This window comes from Roseixanthobacter glucoisosaccharinicivorans, assembly GCF_043195095.2.
Lineage (GTDB): Bacteria > Pseudomonadota > Alphaproteobacteria > Rhizobiales > Xanthobacteraceae > NCEH01.
In genome coordinates this window covers 2911769-2935903 of the sequence record NZ_CM195538.1, presented here as the reverse complement: position 1 = coordinate 2935903, position 24135 = coordinate 2911769, and the positions used below count along the sequence as shown (strand labels likewise).

20 protein-coding genes are annotated in these 24135 nt (G+C 66.2%); 11 read left to right on the top strand and 9 right to left on the bottom strand.

Annotated features, from left to right (window positions below):
• Window positions 1-611: 611 nt before the first annotated feature.
• From V5F78_RS13595 to rpsT, 5 genes are all read right to left on the bottom strand, one after another.
• On the bottom strand, window positions 612-1265 hold the full coding sequence (locus tag V5F78_RS13595; protein WP_394071097.1) for a L,D-transpeptidase: 654 nt from the start codon (window positions 1263-1265) through the stop codon (window positions 612-614).
• Between the two features lie 136 nt (window positions 1266-1401).
• A complete protein-coding gene (recF, locus tag V5F78_RS13590; protein ID WP_394071096.1) occupies window positions 1402-2592 on the bottom strand; it encodes a DNA replication/repair protein RecF in 1191 nt (396 codons plus the stop codon).
• 149 nt (window positions 2593-2741) lie between these two features.
• Window positions 2742-3866 carry a DNA polymerase III subunit beta gene (dnaN, locus tag V5F78_RS13585; RefSeq protein WP_394071095.1) on the bottom strand — a complete coding sequence of 375 codons (1125 nt, stop codon included), beginning with the start codon at window positions 3864-3866 and terminating at the stop codon, window positions 2742-2744.
• A gap of 301 nt (window positions 3867-4167) precedes the next feature.
• Window positions 4168-5589, bottom strand: a complete 1422-nt coding sequence (dnaA, locus tag V5F78_RS13580) for a chromosomal replication initiator protein DnaA (RefSeq protein WP_394071148.1) — start codon at window positions 5587-5589, stop codon at window positions 4168-4170.
• 1202 nt (window positions 5590-6791) lie between these two features.
• Window positions 6792-7058 carry a 30S ribosomal protein S20 gene (gene rpsT, locus V5F78_RS13575; RefSeq protein ID WP_394071094.1) on the bottom strand — a complete coding sequence of 89 codons (267 nt, stop codon included), beginning with the start codon at window positions 7056-7058 and terminating at the stop codon, window positions 6792-6794.
• A 340-nt stretch (window positions 7059-7398) separates the two neighbouring features.
• On the opposite strand from rpsT, the gene V5F78_RS13570 reads away from it, so the two are divergent.
• From V5F78_RS13570 to trpA, 6 genes are all read left to right on the top strand, one after another.
• The gene (locus V5F78_RS13570; protein WP_394071093.1) at window positions 7399-7788 is read left to right on the top strand and encodes a hypothetical protein; all 390 of its coding nucleotides are present in this window, start codon (window positions 7399-7401) and stop codon (window positions 7786-7788) included.
• A gap of 167 nt (window positions 7789-7955) precedes the next feature.
• Complete coding sequence (locus V5F78_RS13565; protein WP_394071092.1) at window positions 7956-8948, top strand: complex I NDUFA9 subunit family protein; 993 nt, start codon at window positions 7956-7958, stop codon at window positions 8946-8948.
• A 52-nt stretch (window positions 8949-9000) separates the two neighbouring features.
• A complete protein-coding gene (locus V5F78_RS13560; RefSeq protein ID WP_394071091.1) occupies window positions 9001-9705 on the top strand; it encodes a phosphoribosylanthranilate isomerase in 705 nt (234 codons plus the stop codon).
• Window positions 9702-10913 carry a tryptophan synthase subunit beta gene (trpB, locus tag V5F78_RS13555; RefSeq protein ID WP_394071090.1) on the top strand — a complete coding sequence of 404 codons (1212 nt, stop codon included), beginning with the start codon at window positions 9702-9704 and terminating at the stop codon, window positions 10911-10913. The genes V5F78_RS13560 and trpB overlap by 4 nt, the downstream gene beginning before the upstream one ends.
• Window positions 10910-11251, top strand: a complete 342-nt coding sequence (locus V5F78_RS13550) for a hypothetical protein (protein ID WP_394071089.1) — start codon at window positions 10910-10912, stop codon at window positions 11249-11251. The genes trpB and V5F78_RS13550 overlap by 4 nt, the downstream gene beginning before the upstream one ends.
• A gap of 67 nt (window positions 11252-11318) precedes the next feature.
• Window positions 11319-12158, top strand: coding sequence for a tryptophan synthase subunit alpha (trpA, locus tag V5F78_RS13545; RefSeq protein ID WP_394071088.1), 840 nt, complete (start codon window positions 11319-11321; stop codon window positions 12156-12158).
• A gap of 158 nt (window positions 12159-12316) precedes the next feature.
• Here trpA and mctP read toward each other — a convergent pair whose 3' ends face one another.
• Both mctP and V5F78_RS13535 read right to left on the bottom strand, forming a co-directional pair.
• Complete coding sequence (mctP, locus tag V5F78_RS13540) at window positions 12317-13804, bottom strand: monocarboxylate uptake permease MctP (protein ID WP_394071087.1); 1488 nt, start codon at window positions 13802-13804, stop codon at window positions 12317-12319.
• A complete protein-coding gene (locus V5F78_RS13535; protein WP_394071086.1) occupies window positions 13801-13968 on the bottom strand; it encodes a DUF3311 domain-containing protein in 168 nt (55 codons plus the stop codon). Before V5F78_RS13535 ends, mctP begins: the two co-directional genes overlap by 4 nt.
• Before the next feature lie 261 nt (window positions 13969-14229).
• Here V5F78_RS13535 and accD point away from each other — a divergent pair, with 261 nt between their 5' ends.
• Together accD and V5F78_RS13525 are read left to right on the top strand one after the other, a co-directional pair.
• Entirely contained in the window at window positions 14230-15123 is an 894-nt protein-coding gene (gene accD / locus V5F78_RS13530; protein ID WP_394044306.1) for an acetyl-CoA carboxylase, carboxyltransferase subunit beta, read from the top strand.
• Between the two features lie 53 nt (window positions 15124-15176).
• A complete protein-coding gene (locus tag V5F78_RS13525; RefSeq protein ID WP_394071085.1) occupies window positions 15177-16502 on the top strand; it encodes a bifunctional folylpolyglutamate synthase/dihydrofolate synthase in 1326 nt (441 codons plus the stop codon).
• Between the two features lie 28 nt (window positions 16503-16530).
• On the opposite strand, the gene V5F78_RS13520 is transcribed toward V5F78_RS13525, so the two are convergent.
• The gene (locus tag V5F78_RS13520; protein WP_394071084.1) at window positions 16531-16752 is read right to left on the bottom strand and encodes a hypothetical protein; all 222 of its coding nucleotides are present in this window, start codon (window positions 16750-16752) and stop codon (window positions 16531-16533) included.
• 167 nt (window positions 16753-16919) lie between these two features.
• On the opposite strand from V5F78_RS13520, the gene V5F78_RS13515 reads away from it, so the two are divergent.
• Both V5F78_RS13515 and V5F78_RS13510 read left to right on the top strand, forming a co-directional pair.
• Window positions 16920-17870, top strand: a complete 951-nt coding sequence (locus V5F78_RS13515; RefSeq protein ID WP_394071083.1) for an acetyl-CoA carboxylase carboxyltransferase subunit alpha — start codon at window positions 16920-16922, stop codon at window positions 17868-17870.
• Window positions 17871-18047: 177 nt separating this feature from the next.
• Complete coding sequence (locus V5F78_RS13510) at window positions 18048-19223, top strand: L,D-transpeptidase family protein (RefSeq protein ID WP_394071082.1); 1176 nt, start codon at window positions 18048-18050, stop codon at window positions 19221-19223.
• A gap of 372 nt (window positions 19224-19595) precedes the next feature.
• On the opposite strand, the gene secA is transcribed toward V5F78_RS13510, so the two are convergent.
• Complete coding sequence (secA, locus tag V5F78_RS13505; RefSeq protein ID WP_394071081.1) at window positions 19596-22373, bottom strand: preprotein translocase subunit SecA; 2778 nt, start codon at window positions 22371-22373, stop codon at window positions 19596-19598.
• A gap of 468 nt (window positions 22374-22841) precedes the next feature.
• Between secA and V5F78_RS13500 the strand changes: the two genes are divergently transcribed.
• The gene (locus tag V5F78_RS13500; protein ID WP_394071080.1) at window positions 22842-24134 is read left to right on the top strand and encodes an efflux RND transporter periplasmic adaptor subunit; all 1293 of its coding nucleotides are present in this window, start codon (window positions 22842-22844) and stop codon (window positions 24132-24134) included.
• Window position 24135 lies beyond the last annotated feature (1 nt).

Sequence of the window (24135 nt, the reverse complement as noted above, 5' to 3'; positions counted from 1 at the left end):
GGCGAACGTTCCGCCGTGAGTGAATCAATGCGTGATCGGAGTGTAATGGCGATCCGGCCAATTTTGAACATCGAAGTCTTCACGATGATCTCAAAAAGAACGGAAAGCGCCAGCCTGTCGCGCGGCCATTGCCTGACGCCGCGCCGTGGCCGATTGACCGGCCGCGGCGCCGGTGGAGGTGGTTCCCGGCGGCGACCGCCTAGCCTGCGAAGGGCAAGCGTGTTCGCGGGGGACGAAGGGGCAATGGGGGAGGATGGGTGGGCCGTCGCGCGCGATGCCGCCCGCGCGCCGGGACCTGCGCGGGGAAGGGGCGGATGGCAGGAGCGGTTCTGCAGCGCACGTGGCGTCGATTATTCGCAGGGAGCGCGCGCAGGCAAAGCCAGTGCGGGCGGCACGTCAGCGCAGCCTAAGCGGGGCAGGGGGGTCACTAGAGATCGTTCGGGCGGGGAAGCGCCGCCGAAGCGCAGGGCAGGTCCCCGGATCGCGACAGCCGGACCAGCGAACGGATCGCACGGCGCGTCGCAATGCGTCCCCCGCAGCCACGCGAAAGGCGGCTGCGAGGCGGGCATAAAGGGCTCTCGCGGGGCTACTCAGTCGATCCAGCAGCGGTTTCAGCGCTGGACATACACCCGCGTACCGAGCGGAACGCGCTGGTAGAGATCAATGATGTCCTGGTTCAAAAGGCGGATGCAGCCGCTGGACACCTGCTGGCCGATGCTGTCCGGCTCGATGGTGCCGTGCAGGCGGAACATGGTGTCCCGGTCGCCGTCATAGAGATAGAGCGCGCGAGGGCCGAGCGGGTTGGTTTCCCCGCCCGGCAGGCCGGCGGCATAGGGTCCATAGCGCTCCGGCTGGCGCGCGATCATGTTCGGCGTGGGCGTCCAGTGCGGCCATTTTTCCTTGCGCTTGATGGTCGCCCAGCCGCTGTAGCTGTAGCCCTGCTTGCCGACGCCGACGCCGTAGCGGATCGCCTTGCCGTCTTTTTCGACGAGATAGAGAAACTTGTTCTCAACATCGACGACAATCGTGCCCGGCGCATATTTTGTGGGATAATTGACGACTTGGCGCAGATAGATCGGGTCGATCTGCGTGGTGTCGACCGCATCCACTTCGAACGGTTCGCCGGTGACCGGGCCATACATCGAGAGCCCGGGCGCGGGAGGCGCACCGCTATTGTCGGTGACGCAGGCCGCCAGGAACAGCGGTGTGCCGAGAACGAAGAGCCGCCGGCTCAAAACGGCGGTGGGAAGGCTTTCGCTGGGCATGGGTCCCCGAAGCAGCTGCGAATCATCTCCACTTGGGTAGCATGCGCAGATTCGCGACGGGTGGCGAACGCGCCACACAGGGGGAAAAAGCACGGCCCGCTCACGCAAAGCGCGTTGCGGGAGCGGGCATTGCGGGTCAATCTTCCGCAACGATAGATCCTGGGCGAACCGTGAAGCGCCGGGCCCTGTCAAGGCCCGCGAACACGCTCGGATCCGCCCCCGTCATCCAGACTTGCGCTCCGAGCCGAGCCAGCGCGGCGAACAGGCCGAGCCGTCGCTCGGCGTCGAGATACGCCGCCACATCGTCCAAAAGAACAATGGGCGCAAGACCTTGCATGGAAGCGACGAGGCGCGCGTGGGACAAGGCGAGGCCGATCAGCAACGACTTCTGTTCCCCGGTGGAGCAGCGCGCCGCAGGCAAGGCCTTCTCCGCATGATGCACGACGAGGTCACATAAATGCGGGCCTTCCAGAGTGCGGCCCGCGGCGCGATCGCGCGGGCGGCTGTCACGCAAAAGTGCGCGGTAGCTGTCTTCCACCTGCAAGGCCGGCGCATCGGCCAGCATGCGTTCCACGCTCCCGTCGAGAGCGATCGCGGCGAGCGGAAAGGGGGAAGCGGCATCGCGGTCCGCGGCGATCTCGGCGGCCAGGCGGGCGACGGTCTCAAGCCGTGCGGCGGAAACCGCGATGGCCAGCTCCGCCGCTTCGCGTTCCACCGCGTCGAGGAAGCGTGCGGTGCCGCCTTCCTCCAGCAAGCGGTTGCGCGCGCGCAACGCGCGCTCCAAAGCATTCACCCGTGTGCCGTGCGTTCCGTCCACGGCCAGGACCAGCCGGTCGAGAAACCGCCGCCGCTCGGAGGGCGGTCCGATGAACAGGCCATCCATGTCCGGGGTCAGCCAGACCACCTTGATATGATCGAGAAAAGCCGTAGCGGAGGTCACGCTTTCCCGCGCGATCCGGCAGCGCCGCGCGCCGCCGCCCCCGCTCGCGGGCGCGTCCATGCCAGTTCCAAGATGCGCCGGGCCGCAGATGCCCTCGATCTCGGCCGCGACTGCCCATGAGCCATCGCCCGGATGCTGCGCGACCGTGTCGAGAGCGGCGCGCCGCAGGCCGCGCCCGGGCGACAGCAGAGAGATCGCCTCCAAAAGATTGGTTTTGCCCGCGCCATTGGGGCCGGTGAGGACGATCGGGCCTTCATCCGCACTGAGCTGCGCGGAGCCATAGGACCGGAAGCGGGTAAGAATCAGCTTGCGGACAAGGGCGCGCGGCCCGGCGCGTGAAGGGGCGGGTGCGGCGGCGCCGGACGCGGCATCAGGCGCGCGGGTCATGCGATCTCAGGTCGGTTGAGGAACGGCGGACGGAACCCTCAAGATGGTCCGCGCCGCGCCGGACGCAAGGGGCGCCGGACGCAAGGGCGCCGGAGCAAACCGCACCGGGGCGCGAAGGGCAGGGGAACGGCGCGCCCCTCCGCTTCGGATCACACCCGCATGGGCATGAGCACGTAGAGCGCATCCGTCTTCGTGCTGTCGCGCACAAGCGTGGGCGAACCGGAATCGGCAAGCTTCAACTCGGCCGTGTCGCCTTCAAGCTGGGCGGTGATGTCGAGCAGGTAGCGGCTGTTGAAGCCGATATCGAGCGGCTCGGCGGCATAATCCACCTCCAGCTCTTCGGTGGCGCTGCCGGAATCCGGATTGGTCACCGAGAGCACCAGCTTGCCGTCCGTGAGGGAGAGCTTCACCGCACGACCGCGCTCGCTCGACACGGTGGACACGCGGTCCACGGCAGCGGCGAAGTCAGTCTTGTCCACCAGCAGCACCTTGTCGTTGCCGGCTGGAATGACGCGGTTGTAGTCCGGGAAGGTGCCGTCGATCAGCTTGGAGGTCAGAACCACGGCGCCCACCGCAACGCGGATTTTGGTGGTGGACAGCGAGACGGTGACTTCCGCGTCCTTGTCCTCCAGAAGCTTCTGCACCTCGGCGACGGTTTTGCGGGGCACGATGATGCCGGGCATGCCGGCCGCGCCCTCGGGCGCCTCAAGCTCGGCCTGGGCCAGGCGGTGTCCGTCCGTCGCGACGGCACGCAAGGTGGCCTTGCCGGCGCCCTTGGCCTCGGCCACGTGCAGGAAGATGCCGTTCAGATAATAGCGCGTCTCCTCGGTGGAGATGGCGAACTGGGTCTTGTCCACCAGGCGGCGGAACTCCGCGCCCTTCAACTTGAAGGCATGGGTGAATTCGCCGGCGGCGAGATCGGGGAAATCTTCCTGCGGCAAGGTTTGCAGGGTGAAGCGGGCACGGCCGGCGCGCACCGCCAGGGTGCCGCGGTCGCCGCTGGATTCCAGCAGCACCTGCGCCCCCTCGGGCAGCTTGCGCACGATGTCGTAGACGACATGGGCCGGCACGGTGGTGGCGCCGTCCTGGTCCACTTGGGCCAGGACGGTTTCAACGACTTCCAGATCGAGGTCGGTGGCCTTCAGCTCCAGTCCCGAGGCGCCGGTGCGGATGAGCACATTGGCGAGGATGGGAATGGTGTTGCGGCGTTCGACGACGCGATGGACGTGGCTGAGCGACTTCAGAAGCTCGGCGCGTTCGACGGTGACCTTCATTGGCCCGGACCCGTAACTCTCGTGCGGGGAAACTAAGCACGCCCTGGCTGGCGCCAGTGCGGCCCGCGACCGGATCGTTCACAACGAACCCGTGGGCCGCAGACATTGCCGCCCGCGCTGCACCAAAGCAAGGGCATCTAGCCGCTTTTTCCCCGTTGCCGACGTGGAAGGCGGGCAATTCCCGCGTTGCGCGTACCTTGCGCCGCCCATGCGGCCGCGTTTGCGGCGCACGGAGGGGCCGCGCCGCGTGCGATCGGGCGCACCCCGCAAGCACCGGGGGCGGGCCCCGGCGCGCTGATCCTCACTCGTTGACGAGCTTCTTCAGCGCCTCGATCTCTTCCGCGAGCGCGCGGTCGGTAGCGATCAGGCCGTCGATCTTGCGCACCGCGTGCAGAACCGTGGTGTGATCGCGCCCGCCGAAGCGGCGGCCGATCTCCGGCAGGGAGCGCAAGGTCAGCGTCTTGGCCAGATACATGGCGATCTGGCGGGGCTTGACCACATTGGCCGTGCGGCGCTGGGACAGCAGATCGGCGCGCGACACGTTATAATGCTTGGCCACGACGCGCAGAATCTCGTCCACCCGCACGCGCTTGGGATCGCACGGGCGCACGAGGTCTCGAACGGCGTTTTCGGCCATTTCCATGGTCACCGGCTCGCCGGTGAGCTTGTTGAAGGCGAGCAGCTTGTTCAGCGCGCCATCCAGGTCGCGGCCGCTCTGGCCGACCGTGCGAGCGAGCAGCTCGAGCACGTTGGCGGGAACCGAGAACCCACGATGCTGCTCGGCGAGGGCGGAGGACCGGGTCTTGAGGATCTGAAGGCGCAGGTCCTCTTCCAGTTGGCCGAGTTCCACAACAAGGCCGCCGGCAAGGCGAGAGCGCACCCGGTCGTCGAGCGCGTCGAGCTCGGACGGCGGACGGTCGGCGGCCACCACCACCTGTCGCCCAGCATCCATCAGGGCGTTGAGGGTGTGGCAGAATTCCTGCTGCATGTTCTTGCCGGTGAGGAATTGCAGGTCGTCGATCACCAGGGTGTCGATGGAGCGCAGCGCATCCTTGAACGCGATGGCGGCATGGGTCTTCAGCGCGGCGACGAAGCCGTACATGAAGCGCTCGGCGGTCAGATACACCACGCGCCGCCCGCGGCTTGCCCCGGCCCAGGCGACCGCTTGAAGCAGGTGAGTCTTTCCAAGGCCGACGGCGGCATGAAGATAAAGCGGGTTGAAGATCGGCCCGGCGCCGGGAACCGCCTCCGCGACCTGGCGGGCGGCGGCGTGGGCGAGCGTGTTGGACTTGCCGAGCACAAACGTCTCGAAGGTGAGGCGGGCATCAAGCGGGGAGCCCGCACCCACGTCGGCCGGCATGGCGGAGGCGGCGACGACCTGGGGGCGCGGCTCTGCGGCGCGCTCGACCACGACTTCGCGATGCTCGTTGGCGGCTTTCAGCGGAATGGCGCGGGCGACGGCGGAACGCACCGACAGATCCACCTTGCGTGCCGTGCCGCTCTCCTCCTGCCACAGCTCGGCGAGGCGCTCGACATAATGATCCTGGATCCAGGCCTTCAGGAAGCGCGTGGGCACCGACAGGTGCACGCGATCCGCGACCCGATCCAGCTCGATGCGGGCGAACCAGCTGGTATAGGATTCCTCGCCGATTTCCTCGCGCAAGCGCTGGCGAACCCGGTCCCATTGCTGCGCGCAGAAGTCCGCTGCCGGTGCGGCGGTCATGGCGGGGCGAAACTGCGCAACGTCCACGGTTTCCGGTTTCAACATGAGGGTCTTTCCCGCCCGGGGCGGTTCCCTGGTTGCGACGCGGAGAGCGTTCGCGCCGGCGACGGCGCGTCTCCAAGTCCAAGTGAATGAGAAGGTGAAGGTGAAGCGACGAAAAGGGGCTAGGCCCGCGTTTTCGTCACGAGGGCGTCCTGCGGGCAGGGTCCTCGACGGCGCGATCCCGAAGCCGCTCATCCCGGTCGCGGCCGACGATCCCGAAGGCCTGTCCGCGACGAAAAAGAGTTGCGTCTTCGCTAGGTCTAGCGCCTGAGAGAGAAGTCATAGCCGCCCCATCCGCCGTCGAACAAAACGCTCGCCGGTTCTCCAAAAAATAGAATAGTTTTTGTTTATTTCTCTGTCCTGGATCAATCAAAGGATCAAAGACAGACTATCCCAAAAACCTGAAGAATACGCAGGTGAAATGTACACGCAGCGCGGGAGGGGAGGTGAGACGCTAACGCACATAATACACCCTCCCTCCATCCACGAAGAGTCGTGAAACTGCTGCTCTATTGATGATTTCCTCGGGATGTCCCTCAGAGGTGAGATTGAACATACACAGGGCATGGGGAGGGTGCAACGGCTTTCCCGGTCGCACTTCAATCCGGTGGAAATCGGGTGACAAACACATTTCTCCCCTCGCGTTAGTTCAGCCGGCAAACCTCTGACTCGACAGCGAGATTCGCAATCCTTTGTGGCTCACGAGGCGGTCCTAGGATTCAAATCAAGAAGTAATTTGATACCGCTGCTCTGGTCGCCTGCAGAGGTACTTCCGGCCTTGGCCCATAACCCGTTACGCCTCATAAGTTTTTCCTGATCGGTCCGGCCGCGCGGTCGTTCCGCGCCCGGATCGGCTTCGGCTTGACCCCACGCCGGTTAACGGCTAGGCGCCCCGCAGGCTGAGAATCGGGGGCAGTCTCGGCCGGAGATGACCAGCGAGTCTTCGCCGGCTAAAGCGGGGAATGGTCGCGTCGCCGGGCGGCGAGCCACAGGTCCAGGAGCCCGCGCGCGCCGTAGCCGAAGGGGCGGCGCCCCCGCGGGCCCTGGCTCCGCGCCCGCGCCTTCCGCGTAGCTTTAAAATAAAAAAGCCCGGCGATGCCGGGCCATTCTATTGCTAAGCTTGGGCGCGGCGCGACCTGCGCCGCGATCTTCAGCTCAAATCACGCGCTCAGCTTGCTGACGCGGGCCGCGAGGCGGGAAACCTTGCGGGAAGCGGTATTCTTATGAAGAACACCCTTGCTCACCGCCCGCATAATCTCGGGCTCGGCGGCCTTGAAAGCCGCGCTGGCGGCCGTCGCATCGCCGGTGGCGAGGGCATCTTCCAGCTTGCGCAGGAAGGTGCGGACGCGCGAACGGCGGTTCCGGTTAACCTCAGTGCGACGCTCGATCTTCCGCGCCGCCTTTTTGGCGGAGGGCGTATTGGCCATCGGCCGTCCTCTATCACGTTATCGCACGCAAACCGTGGCCAATGCGGCCCATTTGCGCTGCGTCTGAATGGCTGAACACGCCGGCAACCTCGGTCGCCAGCGAAGTGTCGGCGCTTATAGGAGCAGGATGGCCAGCAGTCAACTCCAGAACCGCCGGCGGCGCCTGAGCTGTGCCGATTTGATCCAATTAAATGCTGCCGAGACGGATCTTTCCCTTGATTGGCAAGCGTGAGGCTTGCGTCGGCAGGCTTGGTCGACAAAATACAGCCGCGGAGCGTGGGGAGACCCACGCACTGCGCCGGCCGACGCCGCCGCACGAAACCGTTTCGGAGGACTCACCATGGTTGCATCCAGTACCGCTGCCAATATCCCCCCGCGCAAGCATCCGCCGGAGACCGCCGTCTCGGATTTCCTGGTGACGCTGAATGCCCTGCTGAAGGACAGCCAATATACCGCTCTCTCCGATGCCTTCGTTGCCTTCGCGAAGACTCATCCCGGCCTGGACTTCTTCATTGAGGAAGCGATTCCCGCCCGGGTCGCGGACCATGTGCTGAGCAAAACCGGCGCCGCTTCCGCCTTCACCACTTTCACGCTGCAAAATCCCAATTGGGCGGTGGAGCTCCAGCGTTCCGCGCTCGATCCCCAGGCTTTCGCGCAGAACATCAACGACATCGAGGCCAAGGTGGCCGCGCTCGCCGCCGCCGCCAAGGCTCCCAAGACGCCAGCCTGATCCTTCTCCTTTTGCGCGGAGCGCCCAAGCCGGCGGTCCGCGCCCGAGGGTGAGCGAACGATCCCCGCGACGCCGAGGCAACTGGACGACGCCCCGCGCAATCGCGTATGTCACGCACAAACCTATAGAGCAGGTCGCCGCGTGCGCGCGAGCCGGAGGAATAGGGCATGAGCGAAGTGACGGTGGCCGATCGGCCCGTGACGGACAGCCTGGTGACGGTGTTCGGCGGATCCGGCTTTCTCGGCCGTTATGTAGTGCGTGCCTTGGCGCGGCGCGGCTATCGCATCCGCGTGGCGGTGCGTCGGCCCGATCTTGCGAACTTCCTGCTGCCTTACGGCTATGTCGGCCAGATCCAGCTGGTACAGGCCAATGTGCGCTTCGCCGATTCGGTGCGCCGGGCGGCGCAGGGTTCCGATTTTGTAGTGAACCTCGTGGGCGTCCTCGCCGCGCGCGGTCGCCAGAGCTTTGATGCGGTGCACGTATACGGCGCCCGTGCCATCGCCACCGCCGCCGCCGAGGTGGGTGCACGGGTGGTGCATGTCTCGGCCATTGGCGCCGATTCGGCCGCGTCCGCCGTTTATGCCCGCACCAAGGGGCTCGGCGAGGAGGCGGTGCGTGCTGCGGTGCCGGACAGCATCATCCTGAGGCCGTCGCTGCTGTTCGGCCCGGAAGACGACTTCTTCAACCGCTTCGCCGCCATGACGCGGTTCGCCTTCGCGCTGCCCTTGATCGGCGGCGGCAAGACGCGCTTTCAGCCGGTGTTCGTGGCCGATGTCGCCGCCGCCGTCGAGCGGGCGGTGGACGGCAAAGCGAAGGCCGCCACCACTTATGAACTGGGCGGGCCGGAAGTGCGCACCTTCCGCGAACTGATGGAATTGCTGCTGCGGGAAATCGGCAGCCATCGCATTTTGATGGACCTGCCGTTCGGCGTGGCGGACCTGATGGCCCGCGTGCTCGGCTGGGTGCCGGGCGGCAGTGCGCTGCTGACGCGCGATCAGGTGGCGATGCTGCATCTCGACAATGTGGTCTCGGACGCCGCCATCGCGGAGCATCGCACCATCCAGGACCTCGACATCCTGCCCGCCGCCATGGCGAGCGTGCTGCCGAGCTATCTTTGGCGATTCCGCAAGGCGGGCCAGTTCACCCGCATCGAGACCTGAGGCGGATCTGAAACGGGACAAGGCGCGGCGCGCCGCGCCCGACGGTGGTGACATGGGCGCGTTGGCTGCGGGTGGGTCCAAGCCGGGCCTTGAGGTGAAGATCTGTGGCGTCAACAGCGCCGCCGCGCTTGACGCCACTCTGGAGGCCGGCGCGGATCTCGTCGGCTTCGTGCATTTCGCCAAGAGCCCGCGCCATCTGTCCCTGTCCGATGCCGCCGCGCTTTCCGCCCAAGTCAACGGCCGTGCCCTGAAGGTGGCGCTGCTGGTGGATCCGGACGACGCGCTGCTCCGCGATATCCTGGAAGCGGTGAAGCCGGATATTTTGCAATTGCATGGCCGCGAGACGGCCGAGCGGGTGGCGGCGATCCGCGCGCGCTTCGGCCTACCGGTGATGAAGGCGCTCAGCATCGCGCGGGCTGCGGATCTCGATGTCGTCCCTGCCTATGCGGCGGTATCCGACCGCCTGCTGTTCGACGCCAAGCCTGCTCCGGACGATCTTCTGCCTGGCGGGAACGGGCGGGTGTTTGACTGGTCCGTGCTCGACGGCCTTGACCCCGGTCGCCCGATCATGCTTTCGGGTGGGCTGGATCCGGACAATGTGGCGCAGGCGATCGCCCGCGTGCGGGTCGACGGCGTCGATGTCTCCTCCGGTGTTGAAACCGCGCCGGGCGTGAAATCGGCGGAAAAGATCTTTGCCTTCGTCCGCGCCGCGCGCGCGGCGTCCCTTGCCTCCAGGGTGGAAAGTCAAGCCAAGTGACTGCGTTGAATTCCTATCGCACCGGCCCGGACGAGCGCGGTCATTTCGGCATCCATGGCGGCCGCTTCGTCGCCGAGACCCTCATGCCCGCGGTGCTGGAGCTGCAGGCCGCCTATGAGGCCGCCAAGGTCGACCCCGCCTTCAAGGAAGAGATGGACGGCTATCTCACCCATTACGTGGGCCGTCCCTCCCCGCTCTATTTCGCCGAGCGGCTCACCGCGCATCTGGGCGGCGCGAAAATCTATCTCAAGCGCGAAGAGCTGAACCACACCGGTTCCCACAAGGTGAACAACGTGCTCGGGCAGATCCTGCTCGCCCGCCGCATGGGCAAGAAGCGCATCATCGCCGAGACCGGCGCCGGCCAGCACGGTGTTGCAACGGCGACGCTGTGCGCCCGCTTCGGCCTCGAGTGCGTAGTCTATATGGGCGCGGTGGACGTGGAGCGGCAGAAGCCGAACGTGTTCCGCATGAACATGCTGGGCGCGAGCGTGGTGCCGGTGCAGTCCGGCACGCGCACGCTGAAGGATGCCATGAACGAGGCGCTGCGCGACTGGGTGACCAACGTGCACGACACCTTCTATTGCATCGGCACGGTTGCCGGTCCCCATCCCTATCCGGCCATGGTGCGTGACTTCCAGTCGATCATCGGCACCGAGGCGCGCGCCCAGATCCAGGAGATGGAAGGCCGCCTGCCCGATTCCCTGATCGCGGCGGTCGGCGGCGGGTCCAATGCCATCGGGCTGTTCCACGCGTTCCTCGATGATCCCGATGTGGAGATCTATGGCGTCGAGGCGGCGGGTCACGGCATTTCGAGCGGCCAGCATGCCGCCGCCATCATCGGCGGGCGGGCGGGCGTTCTGCACGGCAACCGCACCTATCTGCTGATGGACGACGACGGGCAGATCAAGGATGCCCACTCCATCTCCGCGGGCCTGGATTATCCCGGAATTGGCCCCGAGCATTCCTGGCTGCATGATATCGGCCGGGTGAAATATATACCCTGCACCGATGCCGAGGCACTTGAAGGATTCATGCTGCTGTCGAAGCAGGAAGGCATCATCCCGGCGCTGGAATGCGCGCACGCCATCGCCAAGGTGATGGAACTCGCGCCCACAAAGCCGAAGGATCACATCATGATCGTCAATCTGTCCGGCCGCGGCGACAAGGACATCTTCACCGTGGCGGAAATTCTGGGGGGCCAGATATGAAATTTGCGTCTGCTTGCGCGGCCGTGGGCCTCGTTCTTCCGCTCGCTCTCGCCGGTCCGGCTTCGGCGGCACCTGCGGGCCTTGCCCTGACCACCGGGTCGGTGGTCACCGATCCGACGGGCGCCTTCGTCAATGTGCAGGTGGCCAACAGCGGCACCCTCATGCTGAGCCAGATTATCGTGACCTGCGATTTCTTCTCCAAGAGCAAGAAAAAGCTCGGCACCTCGTCCACGACACTGTTTTCCACCTTCCCCGGCCTCACGGGGTCGGATCAGGTGCGCCTGATGGGTGCCACCAGCGCCGTGTCGGCGACCTGCGCCATCACCAGCCCGAACTGAGCGGGTCTCACTTTTTCCGGTCGCGCGCGGCCGGCCCCTTTCGCAGGGGACGAACAAAAGACGCATCATGACCACCCGCATCACCGCCCGTTTCGACTCCCTCGCCGCCGAAGGCCGTCCCGGCCTCGTCACCTTCATCACGGCGGGCGATCCCGATGCCGCGACCTCGCTGGCGATTCTCAAGGCCTTGCCAGCGGCCGGCGCCGATGTGATCGAGCTGGGCGTACCGTTCACCGATCCCATGGCCGATGGCCCGGCGATCCAGGCTGCTGGCCTGCGTGCGCTCAAGGGCGGGCAGACGCTGGCGAAGACGCTGGCCATGGTGCGCGCCTTCCGCGAGGGCGACGCGGCGACCCCGATCGTGCTGATGGGCTATTACAACCCGGTCTATATTTATGGCGTCCCGCGCTTCCTCGTGGATGCGAAGGAAGCCGGCGTGGACGGCCTCATCGTCGTGGACCTGCCGCCGGAAGAGGACGACGAATTGTGCCTGCCCGCGCTCGCCGCTGGCCTCGATTTCATCCGCCTCGCCACGCCCACCACCGACGACAAGCGCTTGCCGGCGGTGCTCGCCCATACGGCGGGCTTTGTCTATTACGTCTCGATCACCGGCATTACCGGCGCCGCGACGCCTGACGCCCACCTGGTCTCGGCGGCCGTGGCCCGCATCAAGGGGCATACGGATCTGCCGGTGGCGGTGGGCTTCGGCGTGAAGACACCGGCCCAGGCGGCAGCCATCGCAGCCGGCGCCGATGCCGTCGTCGTCGGTTCGGCGCTGGTGGATGTGGTGCGCGCCTCGCTTGATGAGGCCGGCGCCGCGACGGCCCGCACCGTGGCGGATGTGGAAACCCTGGTGCGTGATCTCGCCGCTGCGGTGCGCGGCGTTTCCCGCCAAGCGGCGGAATAGATCCGCCGTCCGAACGCCGCGTCATGGCGGCGCGGGCTGGACTCTAAACCGGCATTTTCAGCAATGACCGGTTCAGGAAACCGGACGAGGTCGGGGCCGGGTTGACCCCGGCCCGTCGTCCGCCCGTGCCACCGGCGTCGCTCGACGCCGATGTCGCCTCAGGCACGGGCCATGCGGCGGGGCGCAAGCAGGTCGAGCAGCGCCGTACCGAGGGCCGCGACCAGCAGATTGGCGACGAGCGCCAGCAGCCCGACATAGATCGTGTACGACTCGCCCCCAAGCACCACGCGATGCACCGGCACCAGCCCGTCCGAGAAGACGATGAACGATCCGCCGCCGATGCCGACCACCCAGCCCGCCAGCAGCGCGCCGGCGCGGAACCAGCGGGTGAACAGGCCGAACACCACTGCCGGGAAGGTCTGGAGGATCCAGAGGCCGCCGAGCAATTGCAGGTCGATGGCGAATTTGGTCGGCAGGAAGAGGATGCACGCGAGCGCGCCCACCTTCACCACCAGCGACACGATCTTGGCAACCTGCGCCTCGCCCGCATCGGTGACGGCCGGGTTCACATAGGCCTTCCACACGTTGCGGGTGAACAGGTTTGAGGCGCCGATGGACATCACGGCCGCCGGCACCAGAGCGCCGATGCCGATGGCGGCGAAGGCGAAGCCGGCGAACCAGCTCGGGAACAGGGTCTTGAACAGTACCGGCACCACGTCTGTGGGGCTCGCCACCTTCACGCCGGCCGCGTGTGCCATGTAGCCGAGCAAAGCGATCAGGCCCAGGAGCACCGTATAGGCGGGCAGCAGGATCGCGTTCTTGCGGATCGTATCCCCGCTCTTTGCGGCGAATACGCCCGTGAGCGTATGCGGATACATGAAGGCGGCAAGCGCCGAGCCGAGCGCGAGCGTCGCATAAGGCAGCATCTGCTGCGGCTGGAGGGTGAGGCCGGTGGCGCCGCCCTTGGCCTGGAAGGCGAGATCCGCGGCGTGGAACACCGCGCCATAGCCGCCGAGCACCATGGGCACCAGCACCACCGCCACCAGCACGACCACATAGATCATGATGTCCTTGACGAAGGCGATCAGCGCCGGGGCGCGCAGGCCGGCCGAATAGGTATAGAGCGCGAGGATAAGGAAGGCGGCGATGATCGGGAATTCCCCCGTCAGCCCCAAGGCCGAGATCACCGCCTGCATGCCGACCAGCTGAAGCGCGATATAGGGCATGGTGGCGATGAGGCCGGTGAGCGCGACCACCAGTTCCAGCGCCCGGCTGCCATACATGCCGTGCACCACGTCTGCCGCCGTGACGTGGCCGCTGGCGTGGGCGACCTTCCACAGCTTCGGCATGACGAGGAAAATGAAGGGGTAGACGATGATCGTGTAGGGCAGGGCGAAGAAGCCGTAGGCGCCCACCGCATACACCAGCGCCGGCACGGCGATCACGGTGTAGGCGGTATAGAAGTCGCCGCCCACCAGGAACCAGGTGATCCAGACCCCGAACTGGCGCCCGCCGAGGCCCCATTCATCGAGCTTGGCATGGTTGTCGGCCGCCTTCCAGCGCGACGCGACGAAGCCCATCACGGTGACGAGCACAAAAAAGAACAGAAAGACCGACAGGGCGGTCCAGTCGATGGCGCCGATCATTCCTTGGTCGCCTTATAAACCACGAAGGTCAGAAGGGAGGTCAGCGGCACCCAGGCCAACTGATACCAATAGAAAAAGGGGAAGCCGAACAGCTCGGGCAGGCGTTCATTATAGAACGGCACCCACAGCAGCCCCAGGAAGGGCAAGAGCAGGAGGAGTCGCACCTTAGGGAAACCTTCTGAAGGGCAAACTTTCCGCCGCTTAAACCGCTTGGAAAGCTCGGTCCAATCAAAATGTCGGGTGTATTTTCATTCCTTAACGGAATAGCGCCGCTCCGCCGTGGTTTCGCCACCATGCGCGCCCAAGCCCTTTGGCGAGATGACGCGAGGGTCGGCGGCGCTGGATTTGCGCAGCGCAGCGCGACCGCTCTTCCGTTCCCGCCCGCTCGGTATTACATGGAGCGCGCCACAGCCGGAGCATTCTCCTTGAATTGGATTTCCAACGTCGTCCGCCCGAAGATCCGCGATTTCCTGGCGCGCCGGGATGTGCCGGAGAATCTGTGGGTGAAGTGTCCGGAAACCGGGCAGATGGTGTTCCACAAGGATCTGGAGGCCAATCTCTATGTGATCCCGGGCTCCGGCTATCACATGCGCATGGACGCCACGAAGCGGCTGAAGGCCACCTTCGACGACGGCGCCTATGCGGAGGTCGCGCTTCCCGAGGTCACCATCGACCCACTGAAGTTCCGCGACGAGCGCCGCTATGCGGACCGCCTCAAGGACGCCCGCACCAAGACCGGCATGCAAGATGCCGTCAAGGTCGCGACCGGCCTGCTGGAAGCCCTGCCGGTGACCATCGCCGTCCAGGATTTCGGCTTCATGGGCGGCTCGCTCGGCATGGCTGCCGGCGAAGCGGTGGTGAAGGGGCTTCAGACCGCCGCTGAGAAGGGCACACCCTTCATCATGTTCGCCGCCTCCGGGGGCGCGCGCATGCAGGAAGGCATCCTCTCCCTGATGCAGATGCCGCGCACCACGGTGGCGATCCAGGAATTGCGCGAGGCGAAGAAGCCTTACATCGTGGTTCTCACCAATCCCACCACCGGCGGCGTGACCGCGTCCTACGCTATGCTGGGCGACATCCAGATCGCCGAACCCGGCGCCCTCATTGGCTTTGCGGGTCCGCGCGTGATCGAGCAGACCATTCGCGAGAAGCTGCCGGACGGCTTCCAGCGGGCCGAGTATCTGCGCGAGCACGGCATGATCGACATGGTGGTGCATCGCCACCAGATGCGCGAGACGCTGGGCCGGCTTTGCCGCATCCTGGTGAAGGCACCGGCCGTGCCGCCCAAGGGGCGCCTGCCGCGCCCCGCCGCAGCCTGATGCCCACCCATCCATTGCGCCGCGCGGCCGAAGCCGCGCAGGGGTAGAAGACGATGTCCCTCTCCCGCCCCGTCGGCGGACCCGACGCCATTCTGGAGCGCCTCGCGGCGCTTCATCCCCAGCGGATCGACCTTTCGCTGGACCGGGTCCATCGTCTGCTTGCCGCGCTCGACCATCCCGAACTGCGCCTGCCGCCCGTGATCCACGTGGCGGGGACCAACGGCAAGGGGTCCACCATCGCCTTCCTGCGCGCGGCGCTGGAGGCGGCGGGCAAGCGCGTGCACGTGTATACCTCGCCCCATCTGGTGCGCTTCAACGAGCGCATCCGCCTCGCCGGCGCGCTGGTGGAGGATGCGGCCCTCTCCCAGGCTCTCGACCAGGTGGAAGCGGCCAATGCCGGGGCGCCCATCACCTTGTTCGAGATCACGACGGCGGCTGCCTTCGTCCTGTTCGCCCAGGTGCCGGCGGATGTGCTGTTGCTGGAGGTGGGGCTCGGCGGGCGGCTCGACGCCACCAATGTGGTGGACGCGCCGCTTGCCAGCGTCATCACACCGCTGTCCATCGACCATGTGGATTTCCTCGGGCCGACGCTGGAGCTGATCGCCGCCGAGAAGGCCGGCATCATCAAGCGCCGCGTGCCGGTCATTGTCGCCGGCCAGCCGGATGACGCGCTGGCGGTGATCGAGCGCGCCGCCGCACGCAAGCTGGCGCCTGTATTCGCGCGTGGCCAGCAATGGACCATGCATGAGGAGGCGGGGCGCCTCGTCTATTCCGACGAAGCAGGGCTTCTCGACCTGCCGCGCCCGCGCCTCATGGGCGCGCACCAGATCGACAATGCCGGCCTTGCGGTCGCGACCTTGCGGGCGCTGCCGCACCTGGGCGTCACCGCCGCCGCGATCGAGACCGGATTGCGCGCGGCCGAATGGCCGGCGCGCCTGCAGCGCCTGGCGCCGGGCCCGTTGACCGCCCGCGCGCCCGGCGACGTGGAAGTGTGGCTCGACGGTGGGCACAATGCCGCCGGCGGGGCCGCGCTCGCCAGCGCCTTGGCGGAACTCGAAGAGCGCTATGCCCGCCCGCTGGTCATGATCGTGGGCATGCTGGGCTCCAAGGACGTGGCGGCCTTCCTGACGCCGTTCGCGGGGCTCGCGCGCGAAGTGATCGCGGTTCCGGTTCCCGGCGAGCACAAGGGCCTTTCGCCCGAAGAGGTGGCGGCAGCGGCCGCCGCGCTCGGCATGTCCGGTTCGGTGGCGCGCGATGTCGGCGCCGCGTTGGAGGGGCTTGCCTCCTTCCCCCTCGTGCCGCCCCCGCGGGTGCTGATCGCCGGCTCGCTCTATCTGGCGGGCGCGGTGCTGCAGGAGAATGGCGCCGCCTTGCTCTGAGGTGTCCTACGGGGGCCTCGACCTGTGCTCAGCCGGAAGTGGCATCCTCGTTCGGCCGATCGGGGTCGGGCAGGGCGCCGGTGCCGGGTGTCTTGGCACGATCTGTCAGCTCCGCCTTGGCATGCGGGCCGGCGGCGGGCTTGCCAGAGGTGGGATTTCCGGCGGGTTCCGGGACGCGGCGCGTGCCGGCCTTGGAGGCCTTGTCGGCCTTGGTCTGATCGAAAGCGGGGTGTCGCGGTGACGCGGACATGCGGGGTTCTCCTCTTTAATCCATTGGGATATAACGCACGAGGGCAAATCCGGTTGCCTTGGCGGCAGGCGCACCTTGACTTACCGCGCCGCGAAGAGCAGCTTCCGGCCGCGCCATGAGGTGCCGGACGGACCCGTCCACTCATTCCCCAAAACCCACGGACAGGCATGCGCAGCTATTTGGACTTCGAGAAGCCGGTGGCCGAGCTCGAGGCGAAGGTGGAAGAACTGCGGGCACTTTCGAGCGGGGACGGCGTCGCCATTGCCGACGACGTGACGCGCCTTGAGGCCAAGGCGGCCGACGCCCTGGCGCAGCTCTATTCCACCCTTACGCCCTGGCAGAAAACCCTCGTGGCGCGCCATCCCGCGCGGCCGCACTTCGGCGATTTCGCCAAGGGCCTGTTCGACGAATTCACGCCCATGGCGGGCGACCGCAAATATGGCGAGGATGAAGCCATCATCGGCGGCTTCGCACGCTTCCGGGGCGAACCCGTGTGTGTGATCGGCCACGAGAAGGGCTCCACCACGGAAACCCGCATCCGTCACAATTTCGGCATGGCGCGGCCGGAAGGCTATCGCAAGGCCGCGCGCCTGATGGAGCTGGCGGACCGCTTCAACGTGCCGATGATCGCGCTGGTGGATACCGCCGGCGCCTATCCCGGCATCGGTGCCGAGGAGCGCGGACAGGCCGAGGCCATCGCCCGCTCCACCGACGCCTGCCTCGCGCTCGGCGCGCCCAATGTGGCGGTGGTGATCGGCGAGGGCGGCTCCGGCGGCGCCATCGCCATTGCAACGGCCAACAAGGTGCTGATGCTGGAGCATGCCATCTACAGCGTGATCTCGCCCGAGGGCGCGGCCTCGATCCTCTGGCGCGACACCGCCAAGGCGCAGGAGGCGGCGACCAATATGAAGATCACCGCCCAGGACCTGGTGCGTTTCGGTGTGGTCGATTCCATCATCAAGGAGCCCACGGGCGGGGCCCATCGCGACCCCAAGGCGGCTATCGCCGCGACGGGGGATGCCATCGCCGAAGCCCTCAGCGGGATGGCCGGGATGGATGCGGCAGCCGTGCGCAAGGCTCGTCGTGCAAAGTTCCTCGCGATTGGACGCACCCTCTAAGAGTGGACTTCGCGCGCTTTGTCTGGAACCATCTCATATCGGCCGCAATTGGCCGGTCATGTGCGGCTAACAAACGCTAATTTATCGCTTTTTCGCCATCATATGGTAACGCGCCGTCAAGGGTGGACCTTGCATCATGGCTCTTAGTGCGCCCGAAACGGACCTTGGAGTTCTGCGTTGAGCCGTCCGCTTCCCCTCTTTTCCCGTCTTCGGCTCGCGGCGCTCGCCGCCACGGCGGCGGTGGTGCTTGCCGGCTGCAACGGCCAGGGCGACCTGTCCCGGCGCTCCCAGCAGCCGCTGTCGCCCCAGATGGTCACCCTGATCCAGGAAAAGGGCATGACGCCCTCCAGCCCGATCCTGGTGCGCCTGTTCAAGCAGGAATCCGAGCTGGAGGTCTGGAAGCAGAAGACCGACGGCAGCTATGCACTGCTCAAGACCTATCCGATCTGCCGCTGGTCGGGCGAGCTCGGCCCCAAGGTGAAGATGGGGGATCGCCAGGCGCCGGAAGGCTTCTATGCCATCACACCGGCGCTGATGAACCCCAATTCCAGTTATTACCTCGCGATCAACACCGGCTTTCCCAACGCGTTCGACAAGTCCTACGGGCGCACCGGCGAGTTCCTGATGATCCATGGGGACTGCTCCTCGTCGGGCTGCTACGCCATGACCGACCAGCAGATCGCCGAGATCTTCGCTTTGGCGCGCGAGAGCTTCGCCGGCGGTCAGCGCTCGTTCCAGCTCCAGGCCATGCCGTTCCGCATGACGCCGAAGAACCTCGCCCGCCACCGCACCAATCCGAACATGGCCTTCTGGCGCAACCTCAAGGAAGGCTACGACAGCTTCGAGGTGACGAAGCAGGAGCCCAAGGTCAACGTGTGCGACCGGCACTATGTGTTCAACGCGCAGGTGGAAGGCGGGCGCGGCTTCGACGCCTCCGCTCCGTGCCCGGCCTATACCGTTCCCGCCGAGATTGCCGGCGCCGTCGCCGCCAAGCGCATGGCCGATGACCAGCAGGTCGCCGCGCTGTCCAAGTCACTGCCCGTGGCGCCGGTGAAGACCGGCACCGACGGCGGCATGCATCCGGTGTTCCTCGCCAAGTTCCGCCCTGTCGCCGATGAGGCGAATGATTACACGGTGGACGTGAACGGGACGCCGCCGGGCACCATGCCCGAAACCACCCGGCCGCCGGGCATTTCCCCGGAAAGCCAGATGGCGGAATCGAACGCGTCGGTGCGTCCGGGCCCTGTGCAACAGACCGCTAGCCTGAACGGCCAGGTCGCCGGCACCGCGTCGGTGTTGCAGGGCTCCACAGCTATCGTCACGCCGGGTGCGTTCTCCTCCAGCGCGCGCTAGTCCGGGGTCGAAAATCCTGCTTCGGCGCCTCCAGGGCGCGTCTTCCGGACGAAAATGTTTCACGTGAAACAATGACTTAGCGCAGACGAAGTGTGGTTTAAGGCCGCTTCTCCGCGGGTTTTCGGCGGACGAAACCGGCATTTCGGGCGAACGTTCGTCGCAGATGAATCCGGCGTGCCGCTCCGGTTCAAATCGCCCCTCTGACGCCCCTCCGCCCCCGTCCGGCCGCTTTGGCGCCCGCCTCGTCGCGATCGGCCGACGGGCCGGCGGGAGCAAACAAAAACGCCCGGCTTAGCCGGGCGCTTTGATTCACGGAGCCAAGCCTCAGACGTGGCAGGCCTCAGGAGCAGCTAGCCGCAGCCGCCGCGCGTCTCAGGCGAAGCGGCCGTGGCAGTGCTTGTATTTCTTGCCGGAGCCGCACGGGCAATTCTCGTTGCGGCCCACCTTGCCCCAGGTGGAGGGATCGTTCGGATCGCGCGCGGCCACCGCGATGTCGCCCGCCAGGTCCGGCTGGGGCCGGGTGCCGATGGCGGCGCCCGAGGCGGAGAATTCATCCTCGCCCGTGGTGGCGTCGATATGATGCCCTTCCATGGCCGGCAGCGCCTCTTCCGGCGGGGGAGAGGTGACGATCTCCACGCGCATCAGCTGCGAGGTGACGATCTCGCGCAGGCGGCCGAGCATGGCCGAGAACAGCTGGAAGGCTTCCGACTTATATTCGTTCAGCGGGTCGCGCTGGGCATAGCCGCGCAGGCCCACCACCTGGCGCAGATGGTCCAGCATGCCGATATGCTCGCGCCACAGATGGTCCAGCGTCTGGAGCAGGATCGACTTCTCGATGTAGCGCATCAGGTCGGGGCCATACTGGCCCGCCTTGCCCGCCATCCATTCGTCGGCGCGGCGGATGATGCGCTCGGTGACTTCCGGCCCGGCGATGCCTTCTTCCTGCGCCCAGGCTTCCACCGGCAGGTCGAGGGTCAGCACGTCGCGCACGGCGAAGTCGAGGCCCTTCACATCCCATTGCTCGGGATAGGAATTTTCCGGAATATACTTGGCGACGAGGTCGGTGATGACCGAGTGGCGCATGTCCTCCACGGTCTCGGCGATATCGGCGTCGTTCATCAGGTCGAGCCGCTGCTCGAACACCACCTTGCGCTGGTCGTTGAGAACGTCGTCATATTTCAGGACGTTCTTGCGCATGTCGTAATTGCGCGCCTCGACCTTCTGCTGGGCCTTCTCCAACGCCTTGTTGATCCAGGAGTGGATGATGGCCTCGCCTTCCTTCAGGCCGAGCTTCTGGAGCATGCCGTCCAGACGGTCGGACCCGAAGATGCGCATCAAATCGTCGTCGAGGGACAGGAAGAATTTGGAGCGGCCGGGGTCGCCCTGGCGGCCGGAGCGGCCGCGCAGCTGGTTGTCGATGCGGCGGCTTTCGTGACGCTCGGTGCCGAGCACGCACAGGCCGCCGGCGGCCAGCGCCTTCTGCTTCATCTCCGCGACTTCGGCGCGGATGCGCGCTTCCGCCTCGGCCCGCTCGGGCCCGTCGGGCAAATGCTGCAATTCCTGCGCGACGCGCATCTCCACATTGCCGCCGAGCTGGATGTCGGTGCCGCGGCCGGCCATGTTGGTGGCGATGGTGACCGCGCCGGGGACGCCGGCCTGGGAGACGATATAGGCTTCCTGCTCGTGATAGCGGGCATTCAGCACCGCGAAGGCCTTCTCGTGCCCGTGGCCGCTGAACGCGGCGGGGTCGGAAAAGTCCTTCTGCTTCAGGCCGGCCTGCTTGAGCATTTCGGCCAGCAGTTCGGATTTCTCGATCGAGGTGGTGCCGACCAGAACGGGCTGGCCGCGCTCGGCGCAATCCTTGATGACCTCGATGATCGCGGCGTATTTCTCGGTGGCGGTGCGATACACCTCGTCGTCATCGTCCTTACGGGCGATGGGCACGTTGGTGGGCACTTCCACCACGTCGAGCTTGTAGATGTCGCCGAACTCGGCCGCCTCGGTATTGGCGGTGCCGGTCATGCCGCCGAGCTTCTCGTAGAGGCGGAAATAATTCTGGAAGGTGATCGAGGCCAGCGTCTGGTTCTCGGGCTGAACCTGGACGTGCTCCTTGGCTTCCAGCGCCTGGTGCAGGCCTTCCGAATAGCGCCGGCCCGGCATCATGCGGCCGGTGAACTCGTCGATGATGACGACTTCGTTGTTGCGGACGATATAGTCCTTGTCGCGCTGGAACAGCGTGTGGGCCCGCAGCGCCTGGTTGACGTGGTGCACCACCGACACGTTCTCGATGTCGTAGAGCGAGGTGGATTTCAGCAAATCGGCGGCGGAGAGCATCTGCTCCATCTTCTCCATGCCGGCTTCGGTCATGGAGACGCTGCGCTGCTTCTCGTCCACCTCATAGTCGTCCTTGGTGAGGCGGGGGATATAGGTGTTGATGGTGTTGTAGAAATCCGAGCGGTCGTCGAGCGGGCCGGAGATGATAAGCGGCGTGCGCGCCTCGTCGATGAGGATCGAGTCCACTTCGTCGACGATGGCGTAGAAATGCCCGCGCTGCACCATGTGCGCGCGGTCGTATTTCATATTGTCGCGCAGATAGTCGAAGCCCAGCTCGTTGTTGGTGGCATAGGTGACGTCGCTGGCATAGGCGGCGCGGCGCTGGTCGTCGTCCAGGCCATGCACGATGATGCCGGTGGTGAGGCCGAGGAAATTATAGACCTTCGCCATCCATTCGGCGTCGCGCCGGGCGAGGTAGTCATTCACCGTCACCACGTGCACGCCCTTGCCGGCAAGCGCGTTGAGATAGACCGGCAGGGTGGCGACCAGGGTCTTGCCCTCGCCGGTCTTCATTTCGGCGATGTCGCCATTGTGCAGCACCATGCCGCCGATCAGCTGCACGTCGAACGGGCGCAGGCCGAGCACGCGTTTGGCGGCCTCGCGCACGGTGGCGAAGGCGGGCACCAGCAGGTCGTCCAGCTTCTTGCCGGCGGCCAGCTGGGCGCGGAATTCGGCCGTGCGCGCGCGCAGCTGATCGTCCGAAAGCGCGGAGATTTCGGGTTCGAGCGCGTTGATCGCCGCCACCATGGGGCGAAATCCGCGGACCATGCGGTCGTTCGCGGAGCCGAAGATCTTGCGGGCAAGTCCACCTAGCATCGTGACGTCTCTATTCCGTCCCGTCTCTTGTAGCGGAGGGGCGGAGACGGGCCGCCGGACCCTCCGGTCCATGAACTCGCCTTTCGACACGCGCAATGCGGCGCCAGCAAGTCCACGCTTGTTATTCGCTTCACCGGGGCCGACCGCGCCCAAGACCGGCTGAAAGGCCGTTGCGGTGCACGTGCCCATCCAGGATACGACGGGAGACTTATGAACGGGTCGCAGGCTTGTCAATGAGAGCCGGCCGCGCCGCGCCGCTTCCGGCGCGATATTCCCGCTCCGGCAGGCCGGTGGCGCGGCGAATTTAACGCGTGATCCCGTACCGCAGTGCGTGCGCTGTCATGGACTTGTCCGAGGGTGCTAAGTAGTATCCGGCACGATTGAGGTCCCGGGGGATTTACGATGATGGGGCGGGTAACGCGTGTTTGCCGCGTCGGCTTGAATGCTGGCTTGCAGGCAGGCCTTGGTATGGCTGGGACACCGGCGCGGTTCGTGCTTGCGATTCCGGTGATCGCGGTGGCGCTCGCCGGCTGCGAGGAAAAGAACACCTATGTCGCCCCGCCGCCGCCCACCGTCACCGTCGCCGAGGCAACCTCCCAGCCCGTGGTGCGGTACCTCGAACTCACCGGCAACACCGCCTCGATCAACACGGTCGACCTCAACGCCCGCGTCCAGGGCTTCCTGACCGACATCAAATATAAGGACGGCGCCCTGGTGAAGAAGGGCACCGTGCTGTTCGTGATCGAGCAGGACCAGTACAAGGCGAATCTGGAGCAATCCCAGGCGACGCTCTCGGCCAACCAGGCGCTCCAGGTTCAGGCCGAGGCCGAGTTCAATCGCCAGAATCAGCTCGCCAAGCAGGACTTCGCCTCCCAGGCCACCCTCGACCAGGCCCGCGCCAAGCGCGACCAGGCGGTGGCGAACGTGCAGAACGCCCAGGCCGCGCTGGACATCGCCAAGATCAACCTCGGCTATACCGAGGTGACCGCGCCGTTCGACGGCGTGGTGACCGCCCATCTCCAGGACGTGGGCGCGCTGGTGGGCTACAGCGGCCCCACCAAGCTTGCCACCATCGTCGAGGTGAACCCCATCTATGTGTGGTTCTCGCTCTCCGAGACCCAGGTCCTGAACATCAAGGAAGGCCTCGCCAAGCAGGGCCGGACCCTGCAGTCGGTCTCGCGCGACCTCGCCAATATCCCGGTCGAGATCGGCCTGCAGACCGAGCAGGGCTATCCCCACGCCGGCAAGCTCGACTACGTCGCCCCGCAGGTGGACCCCAACACCGGCACGCTGACGGTGCGCGGCATCTTCGACAACAAGGACCTCGCGCTGATCCCGGGTCTGTTCGCGCGGGTGCGCCTGCCGCTCGGTGCGGCCAGCGACATGGTGGTGGTCAATGACGCCGCCATCGGCACCAACCAGAGCGGCAGCTATGTGCTGACGGTGGATGCCTCCGGCACGGTCGCCCAGCAGGTGGTGCAGCTCGGCCAGAAGCAGGACAATGGCTTGCGCGCCCTCGCGGGCGGGCTGACGGCAGGAACCCAGGTGGTGGTGAACGGCCTTCAGCGGGCGGTGCCGGGCTCGAAGGTCACGGTGGAGAAGGGGAGCATGACCCCGCCGCCGCCGAAGAAGCCCATCTCGCCGGAGATGAACACGCCGGCCACCACGCCCGCCGCGACCACACCCGCCGCAACGCCGCCTGCTGCCACCACGCCTGCTGCGACCGCACCCGCCGCGACCCCCGCGGCGCCGAAGAACTGAC

Bases quoted from the DNA above. Each gene is read 5' to 3' on its own strand.
- V5F78_RS13500 (WP_394071080.1), top strand. From the start codon at position 22,842: ATGGCTGGGACACCGGCGCGGTTCGTGCTTGCGATTCCGGTGATCGCG.
- V5F78_RS13570 (WP_394071093.1), top strand. From the start codon at position 7,399: ATGGTTGCATCCAGTACCGCTGCCAATATCCCCCCGCGCAAGCATCCG.
- V5F78_RS13595 (WP_394071097.1), bottom strand. From the start codon at position 1,265: ATGCCCAGCGAAAGCCTTCCCACCGCCGTTTTGAGCCGGCGGCTCTTC.
- V5F78_RS13560 (WP_394071091.1), top strand. From the start codon at position 9,001: ATGGGCGCGTTGGCTGCGGGTGGGTCCAAGCCGGGCCTTGAGGTGAAG.
- rpsT (WP_394071094.1), bottom strand. From the start codon at position 7,058: ATGGCCAATACGCCCTCCGCCAAAAAGGCGGCGCGGAAGATCGAGCGT.
- trpA (WP_394071088.1), top strand. From the start codon at position 11,319: ATGACCACCCGCATCACCGCCCGTTTCGACTCCCTCGCCGCCGAAGGC.
- dnaA (WP_394071148.1), bottom strand. From the start codon at position 5,589: ATGACCGCCGCACCGGCAGCGGACTTCTGCGCGCAGCAATGGGACCGG.
- recF (WP_394071096.1), bottom strand. From the start codon at position 2,592: ATGACCCGCGCGCCTGATGCCGCGTCCGGCGCCGCCGCACCCGCCCCT.
- mctP (WP_394071087.1), bottom strand. From the start codon at position 13,804: ATGATCGGCGCCATCGACTGGACCGCCCTGTCGGTCTTTCTGTTCTTT.
- V5F78_RS13525 (WP_394071085.1), top strand. From the start codon at position 15,177: ATGTCCCTCTCCCGCCCCGTCGGCGGACCCGACGCCATTCTGGAGCGC.
- V5F78_RS13515 (WP_394071083.1), top strand. From the start codon at position 16,920: ATGCGCAGCTATTTGGACTTCGAGAAGCCGGTGGCCGAGCTCGAGGCG.
- dnaN (WP_394071095.1), bottom strand. From the start codon at position 3,866: ATGAAGGTCACCGTCGAACGCGCCGAGCTTCTGAAGTCGCTCAGCCAC.
- V5F78_RS13520 (WP_394071084.1), bottom strand. From the start codon at position 16,752: ATGTCCGCGTCACCGCGACACCCCGCTTTCGATCAGACCAAGGCCGAC.
- secA (WP_394071081.1), bottom strand. From the start codon at position 22,373: ATGCTAGGTGGACTTGCCCGCAAGATCTTCGGCTCCGCGAACGACCGC.
- V5F78_RS13550 (WP_394071089.1), top strand. From the start codon at position 10,910: ATGAAATTTGCGTCTGCTTGCGCGGCCGTGGGCCTCGTTCTTCCGCTC.
- V5F78_RS13565 (WP_394071092.1), top strand. From the start codon at position 7,956: ATGAGCGAAGTGACGGTGGCCGATCGGCCCGTGACGGACAGCCTGGTG.